This is a genomic window from Paraburkholderia tropica, assembly GCF_900109265.1.
Lineage (GTDB): Bacteria > Pseudomonadota > Gammaproteobacteria > Burkholderiales > Burkholderiaceae > Paraburkholderia > Paraburkholderia tropica.
Map to the genome: position 1 here is coordinate 305,519 of NZ_FNZM01000007.1, position 23,270 is coordinate 328,788.

A 23,270-nucleotide genomic window follows, 5' to 3' on the forward strand; every position below is an offset into this window, starting at 1 on the left:
TCGCAGCATGAAATCAATTCTTGAAACGCGATTCCGTTCGTACCTTCACACGTATCTCTGGCTGAATCGCCCGTTCCGGTAATGCTCGAGCGTTGCAATTTCATATTTTTCTGTGGTCAGGCAGAGATTGAGTTCCGCACATTCTTCGATGTTGCAGTCGAACGCAAACGCCGAAAACTCTTCATTGGGATGTACTCGCAAAAAGTCCCTGACGCTGTACCTCACAAAATCCTGTACGCCTGCTCAAATATTCGTGAAGGTGAGCCCGCCATCGACCGCCATCCATTGCGCGGTCACGAATCCCGCGTCGTCGGACGCCAGATACGCGATTGCTTTGGCGATGTCATCGACAGTTCCCAGGCGGCCAAGCGGAGTCGTGGCCACACGCCTGGCATCACGCTCTTCATTGCGATTTCGAATCGTGCCTTCGGTCGGAACAGCGGACGGACACACTGCGTTGACGCGGATATGACGGGCGCCCAGTTCCGCCGCCGCTGCGCGCGTAATCCCCAGAATGCCGGATTTGATGCCCGAGTACACGATGGAATTCACGGCTGATCGCAGAGCGGCGGTCGATGCCACATTGACAATGGCCCCGCCGCGAGCACGGTCCATGACCGCCGTGGCAGCTTGAATGCCCCATATCACGGCTTTAAATCCGATGTCGAGCATTCGGTCCATGGTTTCGGGCGCGATATCCTGCACGGGTTGGTAACGAACCCACGCCGCATTATTGATCAAAATATCGAACCGACCGCCTTTTTCACATACCGTGTTAACGGCTTCGGTGACGCCTTGTCGGGTCGAGACATTCTTCACAACGGGGAATGCATGGCCGCCAGTGGCGACGACTGCTTCGACGGTGCCCGTGACCAATTCGTCCCTCAGGTCATTGACGCCAACGATCGCACCGCGAGCGGCAAGGCTGAGCGCGGTTGCTTTGCCGATTCCCGCGCCGGCACCCGTGACGAGGGCATAACGCCCAGCCAGGTCCTGTTGCATAGGGGTTCTTTCTCCGCGTTGTGAATTTAACGGCCTTTAAAGACGGGAACGCGCTTTTCCAGGAAGGCCGCGCGGGCTTCCTTGGCGTCTTCGGTCCTGGCCAGCATCATCGTTATGTCCTGCTCGTGGCGGTAGGCTTCGCGCTGGGGCATTTGATCGACAAAGTTCGCCGCTTTCTTTGCCTGTACGATTGCAATCGGGGACTTGCTGGCAATGCGTCGAGCCAGTTCCATGACGTGAGGCATAAGCTGCTCGGGCGGCAGGACGTCCTCCAGCACGTTACGGCGGAGGAGATCATGAGCGGTCAGCCTGTCGCCGGTAAAGAACATGCGCCGGACGGTCGATCGACCGAACAACGTACGCAACATCGAAGCACCGCCAGCTAGTCCGACATTGATCTCAGGCATCGCAAACACAGCGTTTTCCGATGCATACATGATGTCGCATGAGGCCATCAGGCCCAAGCCGGCACCGAGCGCCGCGCCGTTGACTGCCGCGATCACGGGCTTTGCGCACTCCTTGATGGCATTGCCGGTTTCACGAGTCCAGCGATTGTGATCGAGGAAGTCGCCAGGGAGGTCGGGGTTCGGGCGGTCACGAAGGTCTGCGCCGGCGCAAAACGCGGTACCGGCACCGCTCAGGACCGCGCAGTGAATGTCCTCGCGAGAGCTGATTTCGTCAAAGACCGCAATGAGCCGACGACGCATGGCGCGAGACAGCGCGTTCTTGACCTCGGGACGGTTGAGCAATACGAGTGCCACGCCGTTCTCGACTTCCAGTGTCACGGTATTTTGGGCGATCTCTCGTGCGTCTTCATTCATGCTTAGTCTCCGATTTTTAATAAAACTCGGCAATACGGAAAATTCTATCGCGTAATTAGCGGTTGATTCTCAATAGAAAACTACAGCAGATTCGCAAAAAACACAGTTAGTAAGCGTACCTGACGGGCGTATCATGCTCTTCACATCGTGGACTCATACGCGGAGAATCTGAGTTCCGATCCGGAGACCCGAGACGCTACGAAATCCAAAAACAAGCGGATCTTCGTCGGTATTGGCAGGGAGTCGATAATCGTTGCATACATGCCATCTTCGAACGACGAGTTCGTGACCTGATACTCCGGCAGCAGTCGCACCAGCCGCCTGCTTAGCAGATCCTTGTGAACGGTATAGTCGTCCAGCAGAACGATGCCTTCGCCCATCCGCGCGAATTCGAGTAGGGCAATGCCATTGTTGCTCACATGACTTGGCTGAAATGAGACTTCGGTTTCGACATTGTCTTTTCGGAATCGCCACGAGTAGCCGCTTCCGGGCATGGAGTACGCGACACACCGGTGAAGCTTCAGTTCTTCTGGCGAAGTGGGCGGGTTGCGGCCAATGAAGTAAGCGGGCGACACAACCAGGTACCGGTCGCTCCGGAAAAGCATTCGTCGCTTGATGCCAGCCTCGACGGGGGGTGCGATCCGAAAATCGATATCGATATGATCATTGCTCAGATCAGCAGGATTCTCGCTCAGCACCAGTTCGACCTGAATATCGGGGTAAAGCTTGGAGAATTCGCAGATCAGACTCGGCAATACGCCAAGGCCGAACATCACGCGTGAATGAACGCGCAACGTTCCCGAGGGAGATGAGGCGATTGATGTGATGCTCCGATGCGCGTCTTCAATGTGCCGTAGAATGCCCTCCACATGCCTTGCATACTCGATCCCCGCCTCAGTCAAGGTGACACTGCGAGTCGTTCGAGTGAATAGCTTGACCTTCAAATCCTCTTCGAGATCCAGAACCATTCTGGAAACGGACGCGGCGGCGATACCGAACTGGCGAGCAGTTTCTGAAAAATTTTTATTCCTTGAAATGGAAAGGAAAAATTCCATCGCACGTATCCGATCCACGATGTCTCACTCTTATGTAAGATTGGAAATGGGCCTATGATACTTTCCAAGTGTTTCGACATCATAGATGCAAACCCGAATTTACTTGACTGCTTATTTGCAAGTATTGCGAATTGAATCTACTGCTGATTCGATGGAATACAGGTTGGCACGCTATGATAGCGACGAAGAAGTCCTGGAATTTTCAATCCAATAAGGATTATCGAGACCGAAGCCACGACGGCGGGAACCGCAACCCAACTAACAATTGCGGTCATGGTCCAACCCAGCGAAAGCAGCACAGGTCCAAGGAATGTACCGGCAATGCCGCCGAAACGGCCCACGCCCAGCACCCACGCCGCGCCCGTCACGCGACTCGACGTTGGATACATTTGCGTTGCAAGGGTGGACATCGAGGAACAAGCGCCATTGTTGGTCATTGCAACGAGCATAAGCAGTGCCATCAGAATCTCTCCGCGAGCGCCTGTCACGCCAACGACCAATGCAGCAATGGTGCAAATCGCGAAGTAGCCGGAAATGATGCGCAACGGGCCAAACTTGTCCATCAGGATACCGGAGATAAAGATGCCAATGCCGGATATCCAGTTGAACCACATCATGGTGTTCGCCATTTTCTCGAGCTTATGACCATCCGCTTGGAGAATGGTAGGGAGCCACATACTGAGCACGTACAAGGTGACTGTGGAGCAGATGTAGGCGACCCACAACAGGAGGGTCGGGCCCCGTAGCTGTTCGGAGAATAATTCAGCAACGGAGAATTTCCTCTTTTTTACCTGAACCTCCGTGTCGGCGACAAATATAACGTTGGTGAAATCAGCTCCGGCGTCGATCCGCTTGAGTGCATGGGCAATTTTGTCTTGATGTTTTCCGGACGCCGCCAGGTAGCGAACCGATTCGGGTAGAAAGAACGCAAGCAGAATGCCGACAATGATCGGAGCGACGCCGCCGACAATCAGATAACCTTGCCATCCGTGCGTCGGGATGACCCATTTTGCGAGTGGGCCGGTGATGCCGCCGCCAAATGCAAAACCGCAGAGCATGAAGTTGACGGCGCGGCTTCGCATACGGCTGGGCAGGAACTCGCTCATCATGGTTGCGCAGTTCGGGATAGCAGCGCCGAGACCAATACCGGTCAGCAGACGGGCCCAAAACAGTTCTTCCACATTAGTCGAGTAGCCCGCGGCCAGCGAGAACACGCCGAAAAATACCACCGAGCACGCGAGCACGATTCGGCGGCCAATACGGTCAGCGGCTGGTGCGGCCACTGCGGCGCCAATGCCGATGCCGACGAGGGCCGCGCTAAGCACAGGGGCTAATTCAGCTTCGCTCACGCCCCATTGCTTAATCAGCGACGGCGCGATCAGGCCCATCGCGCTCGTGTCCAGGCCGTCGAGAACGATGGTCAGGAAACACAGAACAAACAAGATCACGTGGAAGCGGCCAAGCGGCCGCTCGTCGATGAACGACTGCACGTCGATGGTTTTCATGTTCAAATCCCGTTTAGCTGGAAAAGGAAATCACGAATTGCAGCGTTGGCAACAGGATTGGCAACGACGCTGCTAATGTGCACTGTCTATAGCCCTCTGGTCCGGGGAGGGCCGCAGTTGTAGAGCCTGGTGTAATTTCGATCAATTACTCAAGTCGAACTGGGAAAAAATTATCATTTCTCATATATCTCCAATTTATTTATAGTTTTATTTGTTCCAGAATTTTCGCGCCGTGTCTACATGACAGGCCAGGACAGCGGAGGAGAAACGTGACAATTCACAGATAGGCAATCGCGGATCCACCGTCAACGCGAATACACTCTCCGTTGACGAACGAGCTTTGATCCGAAGCCAGAAAACATGCAGCGTTTGCAATGTCTTCGGGCTTTCCGAGGCGAGGCATCGGAGTTTTAGCCAGGCGAACTTTGCGCGTTTCTTCGCTGACGTTTTTCGCCACGCCTTCGGTTTCCGTATAGCCCGGCGCAACCGAATTGATGCGAATGCCACGCGCGCCCAGTTCTGCTGCCGCGCTGCGCATCAGACCCAAAACGCCGGCCTTCACGCCGCAGTAGACCAGCGCTCTGGGTAAGCCAATGAAGCCAGACGCGGATGCGATGTTGACAACCGACCCACCTTCCTTCATGTATTGCGCAGCAGCCTGAATGCCCCACACAACAGAATTGAAGCCGGTGCCGGTCATCATCGAAACGTCTCTTTCCGAGATTTCCAGAACGGGCGCATAGCGAACCCACATTGCGTTGCTGACTACGACGTCGAGGCGGCCTGCCTGTTCGGCCAACGCCTCCGCAGCATTGAAGATCGTTTCACGTTTGGCTACGTCGCCACCGAACGCGAGGGCTTGGCCACCTTGAGCCATGATTGCTTCGGCAGCCTCCTGTGCCTTCTCCAGATCGCGATCCAGAATGCCCACCGCAGAACCTTCGTCAATGAATTTTTTAACGATGGCGCGACCAATACCCTGCGCTCCGCCGGTCACGAGTGCGACCTTTCCGTCCAGTTGTTTCGCCATTTCAATTCCTGATTAAAGATCGTTAAACCGGCACTCGACCAGGCCTTTTACGCCGGTGTCTTTGATTGCAACCACAGCGCCGGCGTTTGGATTCTCGCTGCGCAGCGCATTTCCACTGTTGCTGATCGAGGTTACGAAGATCGTATCGAGATCACGGCCGCCGATGCATGGGCAGCTCGGGTAGACAGTAGGCAGGTCGATCAGCATGTCTAACCTTCCATTGCGCCTGAATCGAGCGAGTTGCCCAGAAATCACCATCGCCGCCCAGAGATTGCCGTGTGCATCGATCGTTGCGCCGTCTGGACCGGATTTCAATGACGTGGTATCCACGAAGCGCGTACGCCCGCTGATTGATCCGGATGACGAGTCGTAGCGATAGCGACGCAGTTGGTCGCTCAAGCTATCCGAAAAGTACAGGTACTTTCCGTCGGGACTAAAGCAGGTCGAATTGGCGACGCAGATTCCCGTTTCCAGGACCTTCAGAGAGCCTTTGCCATCGAGTTGATACAGTTCGCCCACGGGCTCCCGTCGCCCGAGTGCCATCGAGCCGATAACAAAACGCCCTTCGCGATCGACACGACCATCGTTGAGCCGCATGTTCGGAGCAGGGTGCACCATGTCGACAAAATGAGTCACCTCGCCGGTCTCTGTATCAAGGAAGTGGAAACTGTCTGCTTCTGCGACGAGAAGGCGACCACTTTCGCACAGAGCAATCGCCCCGATCTGTGACGGCATTTTCCACGTTCGCACGCATGCCGACTTCAGGTCGGTAGACTTCACGAGATGTGCGTGGGAATCAATCCAGTACAAGATCTGTTTACGATCGTCCCATAGCGGGCACTCTCCCAACGCATCGCGGGATGAACCGATAATGTCGATAGAATGATTGATCATTTAGATTTCTTGCCAACGTTTTCCGCGATTTCCACATGTCGCTCGCTCGATTTCAGAACTTCGGCGCGCACTTCATAGAGCGTATCTCGCGGGTAGCGCGAACCCAGCGGACGACGTGCGGTTCCGAACATTTCGATTTCGGTCGTGGCCTCGACAGGTTTCGTGCGGCTCCAGTCGTAGACGACGGTGCGCGCTGCGACTTTCCACTCGCCAACTCGTTTTTCGAAGCGATCGATATAGCGCCCGTGAAGAACGACCTCCATGGGTACATCCGCTATCTTTCGATCCTCCTGAACGGCGTAGAAATAGCTTTCTGCTACGGCGTGATCGCCGTGAAGTTCGATCATGATGTTGCCGATCATATGAATCATGCGACCGGCACTCTCGCGTGAGCTCATTGCCCAATCGCAGAACCCCGAAGCCGTGCCCTGATAGGGACCATGGCGATCTGTTGCGTCGTCCCAATAGGTTGCGCGCAGCGCGATCTCGTCACCTCGATCCACGCCGCGACAGTAACGATAGAGGCATTCTCGAATAGCTTCGCGGTCCAACAGTGCCTGTATTGCCTGATTCGAAATTTCAGATTGACTCATGTTCATTCTCGACGTGGGTTGTTGCCGGGCCACGCGTCATGGCCGCTGTTCAGAAACTGGCTGCCGGCTGTTTGATGATCACCGCGTCCAGTACAGCTACACCGGATTCATGTACGACAAGCGGATTGACGTCCACGCTCACGATTTCCGGGTGACACATCGCGAAGCCGGAGAGTTTGATCATTGCCCTAACCAATGCGTCGGTGTTCCTCGGCGTGGAACCACGCCAGCCTTTCAGGAGTGCCGTCGCCTTAACCTTGTCGAGCGTTTGCCGCGCGCGCGTTTGCGTGAGCGGGGCTGAAGCAAGCGACACGTCCTTGTACAACTCGGTGTTGATGCCACCGGCACCCACGAGAAGCATCGGACCAAACGTCGCATCGTTGCTTACCCCGAGGATCATTTCGGTGCCGCCCACGATCATCGGGCAAACGAGGATGCCGTCAATCTGCGCGTGTGGAGCATGGGCATTCACTCTGTCCAGGATCTGCTGATGGGCCGCACGCACCGCGTCTGCGCATTTGACGTCGAGAACGACACCGCCCAGCTCTGTCTTGTGCAGGATCTGCCGACTTACGACCTTGAGCACGACGGGGTAGCCGATGGTGTCGGCGGCAACAACGGCGGCATCGGCATCGATAGCCAGAATCTCCTGTGGTACCGGCAGGCCTGCGTCGGCCAATGCCTGTTTGGCCAGCGCTTCCGTGCTCACGTCGCCCAGCTCACGGGCGCGACTCGGCGTGTCGGGAATCTCGTAGAGATCAGCCCAACGAGCGCGGATTGTTGCCGCCGCGCCCAGTGCGAGTGTGGCGCGCGTCGCGTCATTGAATACCGGTATGCCGATTTTCTCGAGTTCGCGGTCGACCTCGGGAACGGAAAGCGTGACGACGATGACGTCGCGCGCCGGATGCCGCGCTTTGAGTTCCTTGAAGGGTTGGGCGTAGTTGTTCTTGAATGACGCAGGCGTCAGTCCGGCCGACGCGAGATAGGCCAGCGTGGTGCCGTAACTGCTGCGGGAAAGCATGATGTCCAGTGCGCGAACCGTACCGTTCTTCACCGATGTGATCTGCGCGGTGACATCGAGCGGGTTGGCCGCGACAGCAAACGGCAGCAGATCAAGCATGGCCGTCCTGGCGGCTTCGGGCAGGGCCGGCATGGCGAGGCCGGAATCGCCACACGCGTCGGCAATCATCACGCCGATACCACCCGACGACGTAAGCACGCCCAGTTCATTGTTGACCGGCAGATGACCCGTGGTTGAAACCAGATAGGCGATGTCCAGCAGTTCCTCCTGCGACCGGGCACGATACGCACCGCATTCTGCAAAAACAGTGTCGTAGGCGGCGTCGTTACCCGCCAGCGAACCGGTATGGGTCGCGGCGGCCGCGGCACCCAGTTCCGATCGGCCGACCTTCATGATAATGACCGGCTTTCGAGCGTTCGCCGCTTTCAGAAGTGCGCGACGCAACTTCTGACCGTCCTTTGCCGATTCGAGCGCGGCCATGATGACCCTGGTGCCCGGATCGTCAGCCAGATAGTCGATAGCTTCCGCGACGTCGACGTCGGCCTCATTGCCGGTTGCAATGATCTTGCTGAATCCCATGCCCCGTAAAGTCGCCGCGCCGTAGAGGGCCGATCCGAAGGCGCCTGACTGCGTTGCCAGCGCAATGTTTCCGGCCTTGGGGTTGATGCCGTAGAGCACAACCGAAAACGTCGAGAACAGACGCGTTTCAACGTTCAGCAAGCCAAGCGAGTTAGGCCCAATCATACGAATGCCTGCGGCCCTGCACATTGCTGCCATACGATCCTGAACCGCACGGCCTTCCACGTTGGCTTCCGCAAATCCAGCAGTGAGGACCACAACGGAACGCACACCTTTCTGGATGGCTTCGCACACTGCGGCTTCCACGCCGCCGGTGGGAACCACGATGATTGCCTGATCCGGGACTGCGGGTACGTCGAGAATCGACGAGTACGCCGGAAGGCCCTGGATTTCCGAACCACTGCGATTGATGGGGAATAATTCTCCCTCGAAGCCGGATTCACGAAGGAATCGCAATACCCGTCCGCCGATGCGGTCGGGATCCGACGATGCACCAACAACGGCCACGGATTTTGCTTCAAACAGCGCGCAGAGAGTAGGAGAGGTCATGGTATGCGAAAGAATGCGAATGCGCCCCCCGGCAAAGCCAGCGAGACAGAATCAAGTCGGGTTCAGCGTTGTGCGACGAGCCAATCGAGACATTGGCTACGGTTGCCGAATCGCTCCGCTGCGGTGCGCGATTGCATGCAGAGTTGGGTAGCCGGCATTTCGACCGTCATTCCCATGCCGCCGTGCATCTGGATCACCGCATGGCCGACGTCTTTTGCGACGCCCGCGCAAAACATTTTGGTCAGCATAATCAGGCGGTCGATTGCGCAGTCATCGCTGCCGTTGAAGTCCTCGATCAGCCGCGCGACCTGGCCCTTGATGCCTTCGTAGGCAACGTAACAATCGACGACGCTGTGTTGCAGCACCTGGTGGACTGCCAATGGCTTGCCGAACTGCACGCGGTCGTTGAGATACTGGATCGTCTGTTCAATCTTGGCGCCGACAGCACCTACGATCTGAACGCATGAAAGCAGCGTGCCGATCTGGAGCGCCTGGTTGACCGCGACCGTCGCTGCGGCGCCGGTCATTACAATTTCGTCTTCATTGAGGCAAATGTTGTCCACCACGTAATCCACGGTGACCGTCCCGTCGATACCGCTGAAGTACTGGGCGCGGTCGGCGAGGCGCGAACGCTCGATGAGCACCAGCGCCTGGCCGTCCGCAGTAGTCGCGTTGAAGATGAGATGCGTTGCCGGCTCGCTCTCGTTAGACCCGCGGACGGCCCCACACAGGACGTTGTCTCCCAGGCTGACGGTAGCCGCAGGAAGCGGGGTGCCCGATTGCGATTGCAGGACCGGCGACACTGAGATTTCGCCGTTCAGCAACCGTTCGAGCACCGGACGAGCAGCCGGTGCGCCAGCCGCTGCTTCGATGAGAACCGGAGCGACAGCACAACGCTCGACCAGCGGCATCACGTTCGTATAACGCGAGGCTGCTTCAACGATGCCAGCGAGATCCATCAGCGTGGCGCCGACACCGCCGTTGTCTTCGGAAACCAGCACTGACTGCCATCCGAGTTCGAGGGCACACTGCCATTTCCCCGACGCCAGGGCTTCGACGGCGCGGCCCTTCAGCGTTTCGGCAGAAGCGGCCAACCGTGCCGACGAGTCGAACATGTCGCCCGGAAACATGTTGCTCACGGTGTAGCCCGCGCTCATGATCGATTTGGCGATGATGTTCTTCTGGATTTCGGTCGTCCCGCCCGCCAGCGTACGTGAACGATAGAAGAGGTAGGTATGAACGAAATTACGTTCGATATTCAGTTCGTCTTCCTCTGTTGCGGGCGGCAGCATTGGCAGCAGGCGGGCAGCGTATTCAGGCCCGAGCACGTCCATCGCAATCGACGTCACGTCCTGACTCTGCTTCGAGCACGCCAGTTTGAGCGCCGACGACTTGGACGATTGCAGCGTGCCTGCCATGTCCTCCCTGATTGCCGACAGCAGGATTTCACGCGTACCATACGCGCCTGCTTCGACTTCGAGCAGGCGGTCGAGCGCCTTCAGTAGCGAAGGCGTTGCGCCGTTTTTCTGGATGTTTTCCTGAACCAGTTCAGTCACTTGTTGAACGTGACGGAGCAGACGTGGCATCAGCGCCGGACTCAGACGCTCGCGGTCGAGCAGGAACTTGCCATAAGACCAGCCCTGTCCTTCGTTACCAATGCGATTCGAAACCGGAACCGTGACGTCCTTCAGGAACACTTCGTTGACGTGGTGCCACTGGTCAATCGTGTGAATAGGGCGAACCTCGATTCCCGGTGTGTTCATCGGAATCAGAAGCAGGGTGATGCCTTCCTGGCGCTTACCTTCGTTGCTCGTCCGCACGAGTGTGTACATCATGTCCGCTTCCTGGGCGTGCGACGTCCAGATCTTTTGCCCGTTGACGACATACTTCTCGCCCGACTGGTCCAGAACCGCGGTGGTTTTAAGCGCGGCTAGATCCGAGCCTGCACCCGGTTCCGAATAACCTTGGCACCACCATTGCGTACCGTCGATAATCGGCGGCAGAAAGCGTGCTCGCTGCTCGTCAGTACCAAATGCCTGAATCACGGGGCCGATGTGGCCGATCCCGTGGTGATAGAGTTGCGGGCAGTCCATTGCCGCCGTCACTTCCTCGAAAATCAAGCGCTGCATCCCGTCCCAACCCGGTCCGCCGAACGCTTCAGCCCAGCCCGGTGCGGAATAGCCGCGACCACCCCTCGCCATGGCGGCGGTGTATTGGCTCAGGAGTCTGCGGCCCGGTTTCTTGTTAGCGCGCGTTGCAGCACGCACTTCGGCCGGGACATTCGCTTCGATATATTCGGCGATTTCCCGGCGAAATGCCGTATAGAACGCTTCATCCCGTAGTTGATCCATTTCACTCATGACTAATTCTCTGCAATCCAGGAAGCGGCTAAACGAGTTGGGAGATTGACGCCACTGATCTGTTGACGGCGTGATCGACTAGCGGCCTACATAAACCGGTTCGCGTTTTTCGAGGAAAGCGCGCTGGGCTTCTTTCGAGTCTTCGGTTTGGGACAGGAATTCGGTGTTGCCCTGTTCGTATCGATACGCCTCGCGCAGCGGCATGCTTTCGGTCAGCCGTGCGGCTTCTTTCGCGAGACGCAACGCGATAGGCGACTTCGACGCGATTTCCCTGGCGATTTGCATCGCGAACGGCAGCAGTTCTTCCCTCGTCGTACACGCTTCCACGAGCCCGAGGCGAAACAACTCCCCACCGGTGACCTTCATGCCTGTGTAAAACATGCGGCGGGCTCGCGACTGGCCAAAAATCCGGTTCAGGAACGAGACGCCGCCAGCCAGCCCCACATTGATTTCCGGCATGGAAACATAGGCGTCGTCAGAGGCAACCCAGATGTCCGAATTCATCACGATGCCAAAGCCGGCGCCCATGGCCGCGCCGTTGATGGCGGCAATAACGGGCTTTGGGCACTCTCGGATCGCATACGCCGACTCACGAACGATACGATGATGTTTCGCGAACGCACCAGGCTGAGAGAGGCTCTTGCGGTCGCTGATATCGGCACCCGCCGAGAACGCGGAACCCGCGCCAGTCACAACGATGACCGAAACATCGTTGCGCGCACCGAGCACGTCGAAACAATCGATGATCTCATTGCGCATCTCGGCGTTCTGGGCGTTGCGCTTTTCCGGACGATTAAGCGTAACCAGCGCGATCTTGTCGTTGATTTCAACGAGCAGCGTATTGAATTCCATTTTTCAGATTCCTTTGTTGGGTGCGGGTACTTCGCATACGGCGAATCAAACGCGTGGAATGCTCGCCATGACAATCTGGCTCAGACCACCATCAATCAAAATATCTTCGCCATTGACGTAACCAGACCTGTTGCTAGCCACGAAGAGGATCGCCTCCGCCATGTCTTTTGGCGATGCAATCCGGCGACAGGGCACAGCCTCCCTGCGCGTACGCACGAGGTTTTCGTCCTCGTAATAGGATTCGCTCATCGGCGTCCGGACGAGGCCGGGGCTAACGCAGTTGCTGCGAATGCCAAACTGTGCAAGTTCCAGGCAAAGCTGCCTCGAAAGCATGAGAAGCCCGGCTTTGCTAACGCTATACGCGACGCTCTTGGGAATGGCGATACTTCCGCCAATGGACGCAACGTGGACCATGGTTCCGCCCCTGCCGGCATCGCGCATTTGGGTACCGAATGCCTGCGCGCAGAGGAATGCACCGGTGAGATTTATTGAAAGCTGGCGCTGCCATTCGTCGACCGATGCATCAAGCAGATCTACGCGGCCACCACCGCCGACACCGGCGTTGTTAACCAGAATCTGCGCCGGGCCGAGCTCATGGCATACCGTTTCGGCAGCGTGCGTCACGGATACCGCATCAGAAACGTCACAGCAGACTGCGATCCCGCTACCGCCAGCAAGACGAATGTCATTCAGGATCTCCGCACAGCATTCCATATCCCGATCCAGAATCGCGACTTTCCCGCCGGCGGTCGCAACTTGTCTCGCGGTTTCCGATCCAATACCACCGGCTCCCCCGGTGATTACGCAAACTTGACCAGAGAGACCCAGCCACGACATCGAATTTTCAGGCTTACTCATTGACCGGGCCTCGGACGGATTCAATATTCATATGCTGTACTAACGTATATGTCTGTGTCTCAGTTGCTTTCTGATAACTGCAAGCTAGGCGGCTAGCGTCCACGACTGGCCGGTCAGAAATTGCGCTGCCGCGCTTGCCATATAGCGAGCGATAGGCTGCACTGTGGAAACCAGCGTATGCGCGTGGACTTCGAGCGAGTTAATGCGCAGCCCCCTCGATCCCCATTCACAAGCCTGTGTCGCGACGAACATGCGTGCCGCCGCGTCGTCACCGCAGGTCCTCCAGTCCATGCTTTGCCTGGGGAGCAGGAGCGTCAGACTGGCGTTCTCTGCATGGGACTGAGCGAAGCGCTTCGCCGCTTCATGCACGGCGTTCAGGTGCTGGCCAACCGGTGCGTTCAACACGGAAGCATCAATGACGGATTGATAGCCAGTGCCTTTGTTCCCGGTCTGAAGCGACATCCAGTTCTGCATGGCGTCCGGAGCGGCCCCGGCAACGTCGATGGTCGTTTCCATGTCCATGGGCAAGACTTCGTAGTCGGCAGAGGCACACTGAATGGAGCCTCCGTAGACCGATGCGGCGCCGTCTACCGACACAATGGAGCCGGACAGAGGGCGAGCGCCTGCGCTACACAGGAAGAACAAAGCTTCTGCAAGTTCGATGGGCTCGGCAATACGACCGAGTGGTGTTGCGCCGGCAGCTCGCACCGCATCGAGACGGCCTGACTCGATCAGGCGGCGCACGATTTCCGTGCGGACGAAACCTGGGCACAGGGCGGTCACACCGAGATCGGGACGGTCACAGGCCAACGCTTTCGTGAATGCGATAACGCCGGCTTTCGTGGGTGAATAGGCGCCCCGAAACGGGATCGCATGCAGTCCGGCGCCCGACGCAACGTTGACAACACGGCCCTGCGGCTTGAGTTTCTTTTCCAGCGCCTGAAAAACCAGGCGAGGCGCATCCAGATTCAGCCGGACGAGGGGCTCGAACTGTTCCCTTGTCATGGCCGTGAGCGGCAATTGCGTGCTGTCCGACATGCCCGCATTGTTGATCAGCGCGTCGAGATACGGCATGTCGACAGCGAGTGCGGCTATTTCATCGGGCACCATCAGATTGGCGACTCGCTTCAAATGCGGCTCGCTCGCTTGCGGCATTATCTCGATCATGTCCTGCAAGGCTTCGGCCTGGTGATCGACCAGCACACAGCGCCAGCCATATTTGGCAAATTGCATGGCGCTCGCATAACCGATACCGGAAGCGGATCCGGTGATAAGTACAGTTTTCTGCGACTGCATCGGCTTATCCTCGCGTATTCTCGACATCGGTCGAGAATCTGAAATTCTCGAACTGCTTGCGCAGCGGAAGCTTGGAAAGCTTCCCGGTCGCCGTATGGGGAAGTGAATCGACGAAGACCACGTCATCGGGAAGCCACCACTTCGCGACCAGATTGCGCATGTGGTCCAGCAATGCGTCGGCCGTAACATCCTTGCCTTTGCGTTTCACCGCGATCAGCAGCGGGCGCTCCTGCCAATGCGAGTGGCGCAGACCAATGACAGCCGCCTCGTCGATGGCAGGATGGCTGAGCGCTGCGCTTTCCAGATCCAGTGACGAGATCCATTCTCCTCCCGACTTGATGACGTCTTTCGAGCGATCAGTGATCCTGATATAGCCGTCGGCGTTCAAAGTCGCCAGGTCGCCGGTCGCGAACCAGTTGTTCGCATCCCATGCGTCGTCCTCACGGTGGTAATACGCGCGGGCGACCCAGTGGCCGCGCACTTTCAGTTGACCGGCAGTATGGCCGTCGTGGGGAAGGCGGTTGCCTTCGTCGTCGAAGATAGCGACTTCGGTGCCGGGCAGTGGACGGCCCGAAAGCATCTGAAGGTCGAAGCGTTCATCGAGCGTCAGCGTTTCGTGCTTGCGCAGCGGGACGTTCACAGTCACGACTGGACTCGTTTCCGTCATTCCCCACGCCTGACATAGATAGACACCGAAATAGTGCTCGAATTTCTCGATAATGCGCCGTGGAGCCGCCGATCCGCCGGAGAGTGCGCGCGTCAAAACGATGTCTCTGCGCCGCTGCTCCGCGTCCACGTTTTCTGCATACTCGAGCAGCGACATCCACACGGTAGGGACGCCGCACGATACAGTGCACGCCTCATCGCGAAGCATCGCGTAAACATGCCCGCCGGAGAGTTCCGAACCTGGAAGGACAAGCTTGGCGCCAGCCATTGCTGACGAATAGGGGATGCCCCAGCCGTTCACATGAAACATCGGCACGATCAGAAGCACGCTGTCGCGGGCGCTGATGGCGAAGCTGTCGACCATGCAGGTTGACATGGCATGCAATACGGTTGATCGATGGCTGTACAGAACGCCCTTGGGCTTGCCCGTCGTGCCCGAGGTATAGCACAGGGACGAAGCGCTATTTTCGTCGAGTGACGGCCATGCATAGTCCTCACTGCAACCGGTGACCAGCGACTCGTAGCAGGCGAGGCCGGGAACGACGATGTCGGGCATCTGATCGGCGTCGCACAATGCAATGAAGCCTTTGATATCCGGACATTGTGGTGCAATCTCCGCCACAAGCTTCGCCAGGCTCACATCGAAGAACACATGCGAGCTGCCGGAATGATTCAGGATATAGACAATCTGCTCCGTGAACAGCCGCGGGTTGACGGTGGCCATCACGGCGCCGGTACCGGAAACCCCATAATAAAGTTCAAGATGGCGATGCGTATTCCAGGCCAGCGTAGCAACACATTGCCCCGTGGCCACACCCAGTGCATGAATGAGATTTGCGACACGCTTCGACCGGCCAAGTGCGGCCGACCATGTATAGCGATGGATATGGCCATTGCCCAGGTTTGAAACAATTTCTCGATCGCCGTGATTGTTAGCCGCGTGCTCGATCAAATCGGAGATCAGCAGCTGCCGTTGTTGCATGAGTCCGTTCATTGTTGCCCTGTTCTTATTTGTCTGAAGTCTCACTCCATGGGCTCGTCTACCGAATCAGGCAAACAGAGCTGAAACCGCGCCAATACAGGAAGCGAACTGCTGAACCATTGGGGTTAATCCCGAATATCGATCGAACCATTCCCTCAATGAACGAGACTACTTTACTACACAGAATCGTCGCTATCTCGTGATTATTGATGTCAAATTCGCAATACAGAACGCGACATATTCTTGATTGTGTGATGTTCGAGTAGCTGCCTAGAATCCGCTTCTGAATCCGCAGAAACGAGTAATCAGCCATCCGCTGACTGCAGCGGAGGCGGAACTCAAACAGATCGAGTTTTCGTCCGGCGGCGCGCAAGAAACTGAGGCGGAGTGAGACGATCGTGTCATGAAAGACAGGCAGGGCCATTCAGTCGCGTATCACGAGAAGCACGAGTCGGCAGCGGCCGTTTCGGCTGCGCAGTTTTTCTCGGATCCACTTGAGTCTCGATAGGCGATCCAGCAGCTCGAGATTCAGTCGGCCAGGCACTTCGCTCAGCCAAAATCATTTACGGTCAGACCGCCTCGCTGACATTGCGGTGGGCGGCAATAACAGATGTCGATTCTTGATGGTCCTGCGAGGTTCCCATGGCATTGAAGTGGTATCAATATTTCAATTTATTTTATCTACCGATCTGATGTAAATCAGATTTTTAAAAAATTAATATAAATAAATGGAGACATTCGATGAAGAAGACTTTTTCTGCTGCCGCATTGACCACGTTCGTCGCCGCGGCTCACGCACAAAGCTCGGTGATGGTGTACGGCATTCTCGATCAGGCAATTACGTACACGAACAACACCGGTACGACAAACGCAGACGGTACGGTGACTCCACGAGGTGCGCAATTCGCCCTGGACTCGCTTTCGGGAATGGCGGGTTCGCGCTGGGGTATTCGTGGTGACGAAGATCTGGGCGGTGGTCTCCACACGATCTTCACGCTGGAATCGGGCGTCAACATGCCGTCCGGCGGCTTGGGTCAAGGTGGACTGATGTGGGGTCGCCAGATCTTCATCGGCCTGCGGAGCGAACGGTATGGTCAAGTGACGGTCGGTCGTCAGTATGATTCGGTGAACAACTTCACGATGATGCTCGACGCAGGTGCGCTGGCCTCGAACGGCGCCGCCATGCACGCGGGCGATCTGGACAATGCCGCAATCAACCTGCGCCAGAATAATTCGATCCGCTACCTGAGCCCAAAAATCAAGGGCCTGACGTTCGGCGGCGGCCTGGCTATCGGTGGCGTCTCGGGTGACTTCACCAATGGCCTGCAATACAACTTCGGCGCGCAATACGATACCGGCGTTGGCCTGAAGGTTGGCGCCGCGTATGAGTTCTTCAAGAACCCGACGGGGCCCACGAACGGCACCGGCTGGTTCACGTCGAATGGCGCGGGCACGCTATTAAGCCATCAACTGGACGCGGGATATACAAGCGCGCAATCGTTTCAGATTGCGATGATCGCCGCACAATACACGAAGGGCGCCTGGACGTTCGCCGGTTCATGGTCGAATGCCCAGTTCGGCAAGATGACGGCATTCAACGGCGGAATGGCCACATTCAACACCTTCGATCTGGGCGCGCAGTATATGTGGTCGCCGTTTTTCTCCACAGCGGTAGGCTGGAATTACCAGACTTCGACCGGCGTGAACCGGCCCGATGGCACAAGGGTTGGCAATCAGCACTCGAATCAGTTCTATACGCGCACTTCCTACGATCTTTCGAAGCGCACGCTTCTCTATGTTGCGGTTGGCTACCAGGATGCGCGTGGCGTGAACTCACAAGGTGGTAGAGCGGTAGCCGACATCGACAACATTGCGGATAGCTCGACTGGCAAGCAGGTTGTCGCCCGACTTGGCATTCGTCACAGTTTTTAGGCGCGACAAGGGCCCAGCCGCTACGCATTGGCGCGATCCGGGACGGAGTATTCAGTATCCGGCTAGCGCACTTTACTACAGGTTAAAGACAGATTGTTAAATGTATTGATGTCAGATTTTGAATGCTGAAAGAGGATTTTTCGGATTGTCCGAGGGACGTTTGGCTGCCTAGAATTAAATCAAGTAGTGCAGCGTTCAGCAACCATCAATTCAATATCCATCATGGAGTCGAGATCGTGGAATTCGGTGTCTTTCTTTTAGCTCAACAACGCTCGTACGCACAGACTTCGCAGAGCGTCATTCGCAACACTATTGAGCAGACGGTCGTGGCGGAGCAGGCGGGCTTCGATACCGCCTGGTACGCGGAGCACCACTTCAACAACTACTCGCTCTCGCCGTCGCCTCTGATGACGATCGCCAACGCAGCAGCCCGAACGACGAAGATCCGTCTGGGGGCGGCAGTCTGCATTTTGCCCCTGTATCATCCCGCGCGCCTGCTCGCTGAAATCGGTCTTGCTGACACGCTCGCCGAAGGACGTCTCGAACTGGGTATCGGATCGGGCTATCAGCAATTCGAATTCGAGCGATTCGGCTGCAATCTGGCGAACAGCGGTGAAATCTTTCACGAAATGTGGGACATCCTCAACAAAGGGCTAAACGAAAAGGTTTTCGAGTATAAGAGCAAGCATTTCGATATGCTGCCGACGTCGGTTGCGATCCGCACTGTGCAGAAGAAAGTCCCGCTCTGGATCACGTCGATGAATCCTGGTACGCTGGGTCGAGCGTTCCGGGAAAACGTGAATCTGTTCACGACGGTTCTGCACGGCGGCACCGACGCGCTGCGCGATCTGCGTGGCCGGCTGGAAGCGTTGTCCTCCGAGCTGGGCACGGATCTCAGCAGCACCAAAATCGGCTTTCTACGGTGTGGCTTCGCCTCGGACAGCAACGCAGAAGTCGACGCATATCTGGATTCGGCACGCTGGTCGCGCCGCATTTCGGAATCGCTGAAGGATCGCCGGATGGACATGGACGACGGCTATCTGGTCAAGGAAACACCGTGCGCGGCCGATATGCCGCTCGACCAGTTGCGTCATAACCTGCCTGTGGGTTCGGTGAATGAAGTGACCGACAAACTTCTCACGGAAATTGAAATTCTGAAGCCCAATCACATTGCGATCCAAACTCAACTTGGCGATTGCGACCAGGCGACGATGCTCAGGCAGATCGAGATTTGGGGAGACAGGATCATTCCGGCTGTCCGCAGGGAGCTGGCGCGGAACGTCAATGTCGGCGTGGCCAATCAATAAGCGCGAAAGATGGAGGCCTGTTCATGCGTCTACATTTGACGAATAGCGGCGCGATTACGCTGATTGCGCCGTCGCGCCTGGATCAATTTGATATTTTGATAGACGACCAACCTGACTCCATGTTGAAGCAGGCCATTGCGCGTGTCGGTCAGCGTGCAGACGACGATCACATCTGGGTGAATCCCCAGATCATTCGATTCCTCTCCGGTAAAGCCGCGGATGCCGAATGGGAGACCGGCTTTGGATCGATGATGAATTTCGCCCGGAAATTCAACTGGGTCAACGAAGAGGGGCAGGTTCGCGCGCACGTTGTGCATAGTGGGAATCCGGCCGGTAGTTCGGTCGACGATTTCAAGGCGGCCATGCGCATGCTTCCTGCGGGCGTATCCGCGATCACGACGGGCGACATCAACAATCCGAACGGGATGGTGGTCTCCAGCTTGACGGCGATTTCGGCCGAGCCGCCGTTGGTCGGTTTTTTCGTGCACCGCGATTCGTCGATGCTCGACCCGCTAAAGACCCACGGCAGGTTCGTCGCCAATATCCTCGGCCAGGCGCACCACGACGTAGTGACGAAGTTCCTGAAAGAGTTGCAGGGTCGCCCGCGTTTCGCTGATGGGCAATGGGCTTCGGGCCTCGACGGCCTTCCGATCCTCGTCGACGCGTTGGCCAACGTCGAGTGCGACATCATCCACACGACGACCTTGGGCACCCATGAGATGTTCGTGGGCAAGATCCGCAAGACGACCATCGACGAGACAGGTTCGCCGATGGTGAACTTTAATGCGGGTATTCGCGCGCTGGCGCAGTAACCGGAGATCGAGATGGCGACACAGCGCTGGAATGTCAACGTGTCCCGGCATGCGGCAACTGCGAGTTCAGAACGTCTCCGAAAGGTGGCGGTGCCTGCGGTCGTGAGTCCGAGGGACTACGGATTCGATCTGTGCAACTACTTCGGTGACGATGTAGTAGAAGTCCTGAACCTCAGGGTTCAAGGGAAGGGCGGTCAATGCGGGCGATCACATCCCCATTTCATCGTCAATCCTGAGACGACGATCACCGGAAAGCCCGCAATTGCTTACAAGGTATCGCATACCATTCAATGTACGGAAAGTGCGTCGTCTCCAAACCTTCAGGATACGATCGAAGCCACGGCTAGCCTGAATTCAGAAATTCCGTAGAGACAGCACCGGCATCGGCTGTCAGTCTGATCGCTCCCTTCGACGGAGACCGACAATGAAGCGATTCACGAGCTTTTCCGCGCTGCTGTTTGCTGCGGCCCCATCGTTTGCCTCGACCTGCACCGAAGATATGCTGGTCAACCGCGACGAAGGGAATCAGCGCTTCACCATGCAGTCGGGCGCGATCTACGAAGTACTCGCCGGTTATGAGACGAAGGACATGCGCTGGATGACGCCGCAGGCTGTGACCACATGCCTGCTCGCGGTAGGCGTCTCGCAGCGCAACACGCCCGAGTACGAAATCATCAACAAGCACGATAACGAATCGATCAGGGCCGCACTGCGCCACGCACCGAATCCGGGCTGATCGCCAGCGCTGCCCGGAAGACCCCGCGCTGGCGTCAGTTTTATCGCCGGGCGCTATTTACGCTTCATCGAGCCACCGGCGATTCCACAGGGGAGCCGTTAAGCGCTGCCTTGATGTTCAGTACTGACGCTCCCTGTGCCGCGAGTCCGGCACGCGCCCCCGTCAAAGGCGTGCCGGTGCGAGCCATGAGATTGACCAGTGCATCGACAGACGGTCCCGTGCCGAATTTCTGGCGCAGGACGGCAAACGCCCCGGTCACCTGGGGGGACGCAAACGATGTGCCCCAGACATAGAAAGAGCCAGCGTTTGCCCACGGGGCAAGTACCAGATCACCGCTCTCACGGTCGCCTGTACCCACCGGAGCAAACAGGCTGACTCGTTGGGATATGTTCGTGTAGGTGGTGGGTGTTGCGGGCGTGGTTATACCTGTTGCACCGACAGGTATAACATTGCTGCCACAGTTCCATCTGCCGGTTCCGTTTACCGCATCGTTGCCCGCTGCCATCACCACGGCGACGCCTTTCTGCTTAAGCAGGCCTGCAACCGCGTCGATCCTGTCGCCGTCACCGCCCGTCGAACACGCCAGGGTACCCGCTATGGAGGAGCCGGAGGCAGAAATATTGACAGCGACAATTTTTGATCCAACGTCTCCACGAGGCAGCAACGCCGTGTAGACGTAATTCAGCGCATCCACGACTGAATTGATCGGCCACCCCATCGGACCATCGGAGCCCGTTCCGCCACCAATCTTGAGCGTGATGACATTTGCCCCCGGTGCCACGCCCGTGTAGGTCATTTTGGCGTCCCCATCCCACCGTATCGTGGGCTGGCCAACGACGATTCCCGCCGTGGCGGAGCCATGGTAGTAATGGCAATACTGGGGCGTTGACGGATTGTTCGTGTCGCGACAGAAGTTGTCGGGGGCGTCCATAGGCGTCGACGCGCCAGAAAGCGAACTAAAAAAATACCCAGCGGAAGGGTTGCCAGGCAAAGGGCGGCTTACCCAGGTCGTAGTCTTGCAAAGACTCGGCCAGGCAGCGCTCAGCGGTTCACCAAAACACGCTTCGAGAGGAATTTTGCTTTTACCATTCGCATCCCTGAACACTGGGTTGCCCGTGCCGAATGCCCCATCGATAACGACGACGACATACCCTGTCCCGTCGTATGTTTTGCCGCTGCTGTCGGTGTACCTGCCTTCCAGTGACCCTCCCAGGTTATACGGGATGGTCGCCGTCGAGGGCCATCCAGACGGATAGGCGAATGCACCGGTACTCGACATCATGGTTGCAACCAGCACACAGACGGATTTCACTGTCCGCATCCTGTCGCGCTGCGGAGAATTCACGGGAATTTGCATGACGTTCCTGATTTATTGTTGGACGTTTGACGGGGGAAGGCACGAGAAGTACCGGCGTCAAGGGTAGGGGGATCGTGTGCACACTCACCATGAGAGATATCTGAAATTGCGGCGCATATAATTGTGAGCGCAATGATTTCGCAAATCGGCATCGCATGTGTCGTCGCTGACGGAAAGCGCGATCCTATACTCTGGATTCCATATGAAAACTTGATATTGCCGATGAAACCGTGCTTCCAGACTGTGCGCCGTGGCGCATTTACTGTTCTCGCGACTATTTGCCTGAACGGCTGTGGCGATGGTGGCGGCGGTTCGACTGCCGTGGCCTCCAGTGCTTCCACGCAGGCCGCTTCGCCAGTTGCACATGCGTCGCCGGACGTCCGTGCGGGAAACGAGGTCCGAGGCACCGCAACGGCCAGCGCGAACGACACCAACACCGAATCGCGCAACGCCACTAATTCATCCAATACAACTACTGAACATAACTACGGCAGAGTCACTGCGGATGACGGCGTGCATACCGAACCATGACTGCCCGATCACGCGCGGTTGCTGACCTATACCCGTGGCGGATTCAACCGGTCGACGCAACACCTAGAATCTGCGTGAGCAACGGTTCAGCTCATACGCAACGCGCTGTCAACTTCATCAGCGGGAACGTGCAGATTTCAGGCCACCGGGGCGCGGCGAGCTGGTTCGAGGAATCGTCGTGCGGCAGACTCGGCAAATTCTCGGCTTCGAGATTGTGCCGATCGCGCGATCGTGCGTCGTCGGCCTCCACACCTTTCTCGTTGCCGCCGATCGCCGCTATGGCCGTTGGCACAAGTGTGCTCGTGTGTACCTTCGTGGCCGATCACGAAACGCTGGCCGAGAAGGGCATCGCGCTGCTGGACAGTGCGGGCATGGTCCCCGCGAGGCTGCGCCGGCGTTGACGTCCCTCCAATTTTTGACGATTTACAATTTAACATAAGATAAATTATCGCACTTTTCAGTGTGGGTCCTAAATAGAAATGTCGGGTTTCCGCTAAATAGAAATGTCGTGTTCTGTGTAGGTTGAGTGCCG

Annotated in this window: 20 protein-coding genes; 6 read left to right on the forward strand and 14 right to left on the reverse strand. The window is 57.1% G+C overall.

Features of this window, described 5'->3' with window-relative positions:
* Window positions 1-243 precede the first annotated feature (243 nt).
* The 13 genes from BMY06_RS13730 to BMY06_RS13790 all read right to left on the reverse strand — a co-directional run bounded on the left by BMY06_RS13730 (window position 244) and on the right by BMY06_RS13790 (window position 16,063).
* Entirely contained in the window at window positions 244-1,002 is a 759-nt protein-coding gene (locus BMY06_RS13730) for an SDR family NAD(P)-dependent oxidoreductase (RefSeq protein ID WP_074983698.1), read from the reverse strand.
* Window positions 1,003-1,028: 26 nt separating this feature from the next.
* Window positions 1,029-1,823: an enoyl-CoA hydratase/isomerase family protein gene (locus tag BMY06_RS13735; protein WP_234774655.1), complete on the reverse strand. Its 795-nt coding sequence runs from the start codon at window positions 1,821-1,823 to the stop codon at window positions 1,029-1,031.
* Window positions 1,824-1,963: 140 nt separating this feature from the next.
* Complete coding sequence (locus tag BMY06_RS13740) at window positions 1,964-2,878, reverse strand: LysR family transcriptional regulator (RefSeq protein ID WP_173816852.1); 915 nt, start codon at window positions 2,876-2,878, stop codon at window positions 1,964-1,966.
* A gap of 137 nt (window positions 2,879-3,015) precedes the next feature.
* Window positions 3,016-4,383 carry an MFS transporter gene (locus BMY06_RS13745; protein ID WP_074983701.1) on the reverse strand — a complete coding sequence of 456 codons (1,368 nt, stop codon included), beginning with the start codon at window positions 4,381-4,383 and terminating at the stop codon, window positions 3,016-3,018.
* A 277-nt stretch (window positions 4,384-4,660) separates the two neighbouring features.
* Complete coding sequence (locus BMY06_RS13750) at window positions 4,661-5,413, reverse strand: SDR family NAD(P)-dependent oxidoreductase (protein ID WP_065058511.1); 753 nt, start codon at window positions 5,411-5,413, stop codon at window positions 4,661-4,663.
* A 12-nt stretch (window positions 5,414-5,425) separates the two neighbouring features.
* On the reverse strand, window positions 5,426-6,307 hold the full coding sequence (locus tag BMY06_RS13755) for an SMP-30/gluconolactonase/LRE family protein (RefSeq protein WP_074983703.1): 882 nt from the start codon (window positions 6,305-6,307) through the stop codon (window positions 5,426-5,428).
* Window positions 6,304-6,900 (reverse strand): nuclear transport factor 2 family protein, encoded by a 597-nt coding sequence (locus tag BMY06_RS13760; RefSeq protein ID WP_080180524.1) that lies wholly within the window; start codon window positions 6,898-6,900, stop codon window positions 6,304-6,306. The genes BMY06_RS13755 and BMY06_RS13760 overlap by 4 nt, the downstream gene beginning before the upstream one ends.
* Before the next feature lie 49 nt (window positions 6,901-6,949).
* Entirely contained in the window at window positions 6,950-9,049 is a 2,100-nt protein-coding gene (locus tag BMY06_RS13765; protein ID WP_074983704.1) for an acetate--CoA ligase family protein, read from the reverse strand.
* Window positions 9,050-9,111: 62 nt separating this feature from the next.
* A complete protein-coding gene (locus BMY06_RS13770) occupies window positions 9,112-11,409 on the reverse strand; it encodes an acyl-CoA dehydrogenase family protein (protein WP_143064418.1) in 2,298 nt (765 codons plus the stop codon).
* Window positions 11,410-11,487: 78 nt separating this feature from the next.
* Window positions 11,488-12,261 carry an enoyl-CoA hydratase/isomerase family protein gene (locus BMY06_RS13775; RefSeq protein ID WP_065058517.1) on the reverse strand — a complete coding sequence of 258 codons (774 nt, stop codon included), beginning with the start codon at window positions 12,259-12,261 and terminating at the stop codon, window positions 11,488-11,490.
* Window positions 12,262-12,306: 45 nt separating this feature from the next.
* Window positions 12,307-13,119, reverse strand: a complete 813-nt coding sequence (locus BMY06_RS13780; RefSeq protein WP_074983706.1) for an SDR family NAD(P)-dependent oxidoreductase — start codon at window positions 13,117-13,119, stop codon at window positions 12,307-12,309.
* An 84-nt stretch (window positions 13,120-13,203) separates the two neighbouring features.
* A complete protein-coding gene (locus BMY06_RS13785; protein WP_074983707.1) occupies window positions 13,204-14,415 on the reverse strand; it encodes an SDR family NAD(P)-dependent oxidoreductase in 1,212 nt (403 codons plus the stop codon).
* Between the two features lie 4 nt (window positions 14,416-14,419).
* Window positions 14,420-16,063, reverse strand: coding sequence for a long-chain fatty acid--CoA ligase (locus tag BMY06_RS13790; protein ID WP_313903832.1), 1,644 nt, complete (start codon window positions 16,061-16,063; stop codon window positions 14,420-14,422).
* A 741-nt stretch (window positions 16,064-16,804) separates the two neighbouring features.
* Between BMY06_RS13790 and BMY06_RS13795 the strand changes: the two genes are divergently transcribed.
* From BMY06_RS13795 to BMY06_RS13810, 4 genes are all read left to right on the forward strand, one after another.
* Entirely contained in the window at window positions 16,805-17,995 is a 1,191-nt protein-coding gene (locus tag BMY06_RS13795) for a porin (protein WP_065058523.1), read from the forward strand.
* Between the two features lie 236 nt (window positions 17,996-18,231).
* Complete coding sequence (locus BMY06_RS13800; protein WP_074983711.1) at window positions 18,232-19,302, forward strand: LLM class flavin-dependent oxidoreductase; 1,071 nt, start codon at window positions 18,232-18,234, stop codon at window positions 19,300-19,302.
* 23 nt (window positions 19,303-19,325) lie between these two features.
* The gene (locus BMY06_RS13805) at window positions 19,326-20,114 is read left to right on the forward strand and encodes a flavin reductase family protein (RefSeq protein WP_065058525.1); all 789 of its coding nucleotides are present in this window, start codon (window positions 19,326-19,328) and stop codon (window positions 20,112-20,114) included.
* Between the two features lie 424 nt (window positions 20,115-20,538).
* Window positions 20,539-20,850: a hypothetical protein gene (locus BMY06_RS13810; RefSeq protein ID WP_074983712.1), complete on the forward strand. Its 312-nt coding sequence runs from the start codon at window positions 20,539-20,541 to the stop codon at window positions 20,848-20,850.
* Between the two features lie 64 nt (window positions 20,851-20,914).
* On the opposite strand, the gene BMY06_RS13815 is transcribed toward BMY06_RS13810, so the two are convergent.
* The gene (locus tag BMY06_RS13815; RefSeq protein WP_074983714.1) at window positions 20,915-22,207 is read right to left on the reverse strand and encodes a S8/S53 family peptidase; all 1,293 of its coding nucleotides are present in this window, start codon (window positions 22,205-22,207) and stop codon (window positions 20,915-20,917) included.
* A gap of 132 nt (window positions 22,208-22,339) precedes the next feature.
* Between BMY06_RS13815 and BMY06_RS38685 the strand changes: the two genes are divergently transcribed.
* Both BMY06_RS38685 and BMY06_RS38690 read left to right on the forward strand, forming a co-directional pair.
* A complete protein-coding gene (locus BMY06_RS38685) occupies window positions 22,340-22,738 on the forward strand; it encodes a hypothetical protein (protein WP_124263122.1) in 399 nt (132 codons plus the stop codon).
* 74 nt (window positions 22,739-22,812) lie between these two features.
* On the forward strand, window positions 22,813-23,139 hold the full coding sequence (locus BMY06_RS38690; protein ID WP_143064419.1) for a hypothetical protein: 327 nt from the start codon (window positions 22,813-22,815) through the stop codon (window positions 23,137-23,139).
* Window positions 23,140-23,270 lie beyond the last annotated feature (131 nt).

Excerpts from the sequence above, each read along its gene's own strand:
- BMY06_RS13730 (WP_074983698.1), bottom strand. The coding sequence starts at position 1,002 with ATGCAACAGGACCTGGCTGGGCGTTATGCCCTCGTCACGGGTGCCGGC.
- BMY06_RS13735 (WP_234774655.1), bottom strand. The coding sequence starts at position 1,823 with ATGAATGAAGACGCACGAGAGATCGCCCAAAATACCGTGACACTGGAA.
- BMY06_RS13740 (WP_173816852.1), bottom strand. The coding sequence starts at position 2,878 with ATGGAATTTTTCCTTTCCATTTCAAGGAATAAAAATTTTTCAGAAACT.
- BMY06_RS13745 (WP_074983701.1), bottom strand. The coding sequence starts at position 4,383 with ATGAAAACCATCGACGTGCAGTCGTTCATCGACGAGCGGCCGCTTGGC.
- BMY06_RS13750 (WP_065058511.1), bottom strand. The coding sequence starts at position 5,413 with ATGGCGAAACAACTGGACGGAAAGGTCGCACTCGTGACCGGCGGAGCG.
- BMY06_RS13755 (WP_074983703.1), bottom strand. The coding sequence starts at position 6,307 with ATGATCAATCATTCTATCGACATTATCGGTTCATCCCGCGATGCGTTG.
- BMY06_RS13760 (WP_080180524.1), bottom strand. The coding sequence starts at position 6,900 with ATGAGTCAATCTGAAATTTCGAATCAGGCAATACAGGCACTGTTGGAC.
- BMY06_RS13765 (WP_074983704.1), bottom strand. The coding sequence starts at position 9,049 with ATGACCTCTCCTACTCTCTGCGCGCTGTTTGAAGCAAAATCCGTGGCC.
- BMY06_RS13770 (WP_143064418.1), bottom strand. The coding sequence starts at position 11,409 with ATGAGTGAAATGGATCAACTACGGGATGAAGCGTTCTATACGGCATTT.
- BMY06_RS13775 (WP_065058517.1), bottom strand. The coding sequence starts at position 12,261 with ATGGAATTCAATACGCTGCTCGTTGAAATCAACGACAAGATCGCGCTG.
- BMY06_RS13780 (WP_074983706.1), bottom strand. The coding sequence starts at position 13,119 with ATGAGTAAGCCTGAAAATTCGATGTCGTGGCTGGGTCTCTCTGGTCAA.
- BMY06_RS13785 (WP_074983707.1), bottom strand. The coding sequence starts at position 14,415 with ATGCAGTCGCAGAAAACTGTACTTATCACCGGATCCGCTTCCGGTATC.
- BMY06_RS13790 (WP_313903832.1), bottom strand. The coding sequence starts at position 16,063 with ATGCAACAACGGCAGCTGCTGATCTCCGATTTGATCGAGCACGCGGCT.
- BMY06_RS13795 (WP_065058523.1), top strand. The coding sequence starts at position 16,805 with ATGAAGAAGACTTTTTCTGCTGCCGCATTGACCACGTTCGTCGCCGCG.
- BMY06_RS13805 (WP_065058525.1), top strand. The coding sequence starts at position 19,326 with ATGCGTCTACATTTGACGAATAGCGGCGCGATTACGCTGATTGCGCCG.
- BMY06_RS13810 (WP_074983712.1), top strand. The coding sequence starts at position 20,539 with ATGAAGCGATTCACGAGCTTTTCCGCGCTGCTGTTTGCTGCGGCCCCA.
- BMY06_RS13815 (WP_074983714.1), bottom strand. The coding sequence starts at position 22,207 with ATGCAAATTCCCGTGAATTCTCCGCAGCGCGACAGGATGCGGACAGTG.
- BMY06_RS38685 (WP_124263122.1), top strand. The coding sequence starts at position 22,340 with ATGATTTCGCAAATCGGCATCGCATGTGTCGTCGCTGACGGAAAGCGC.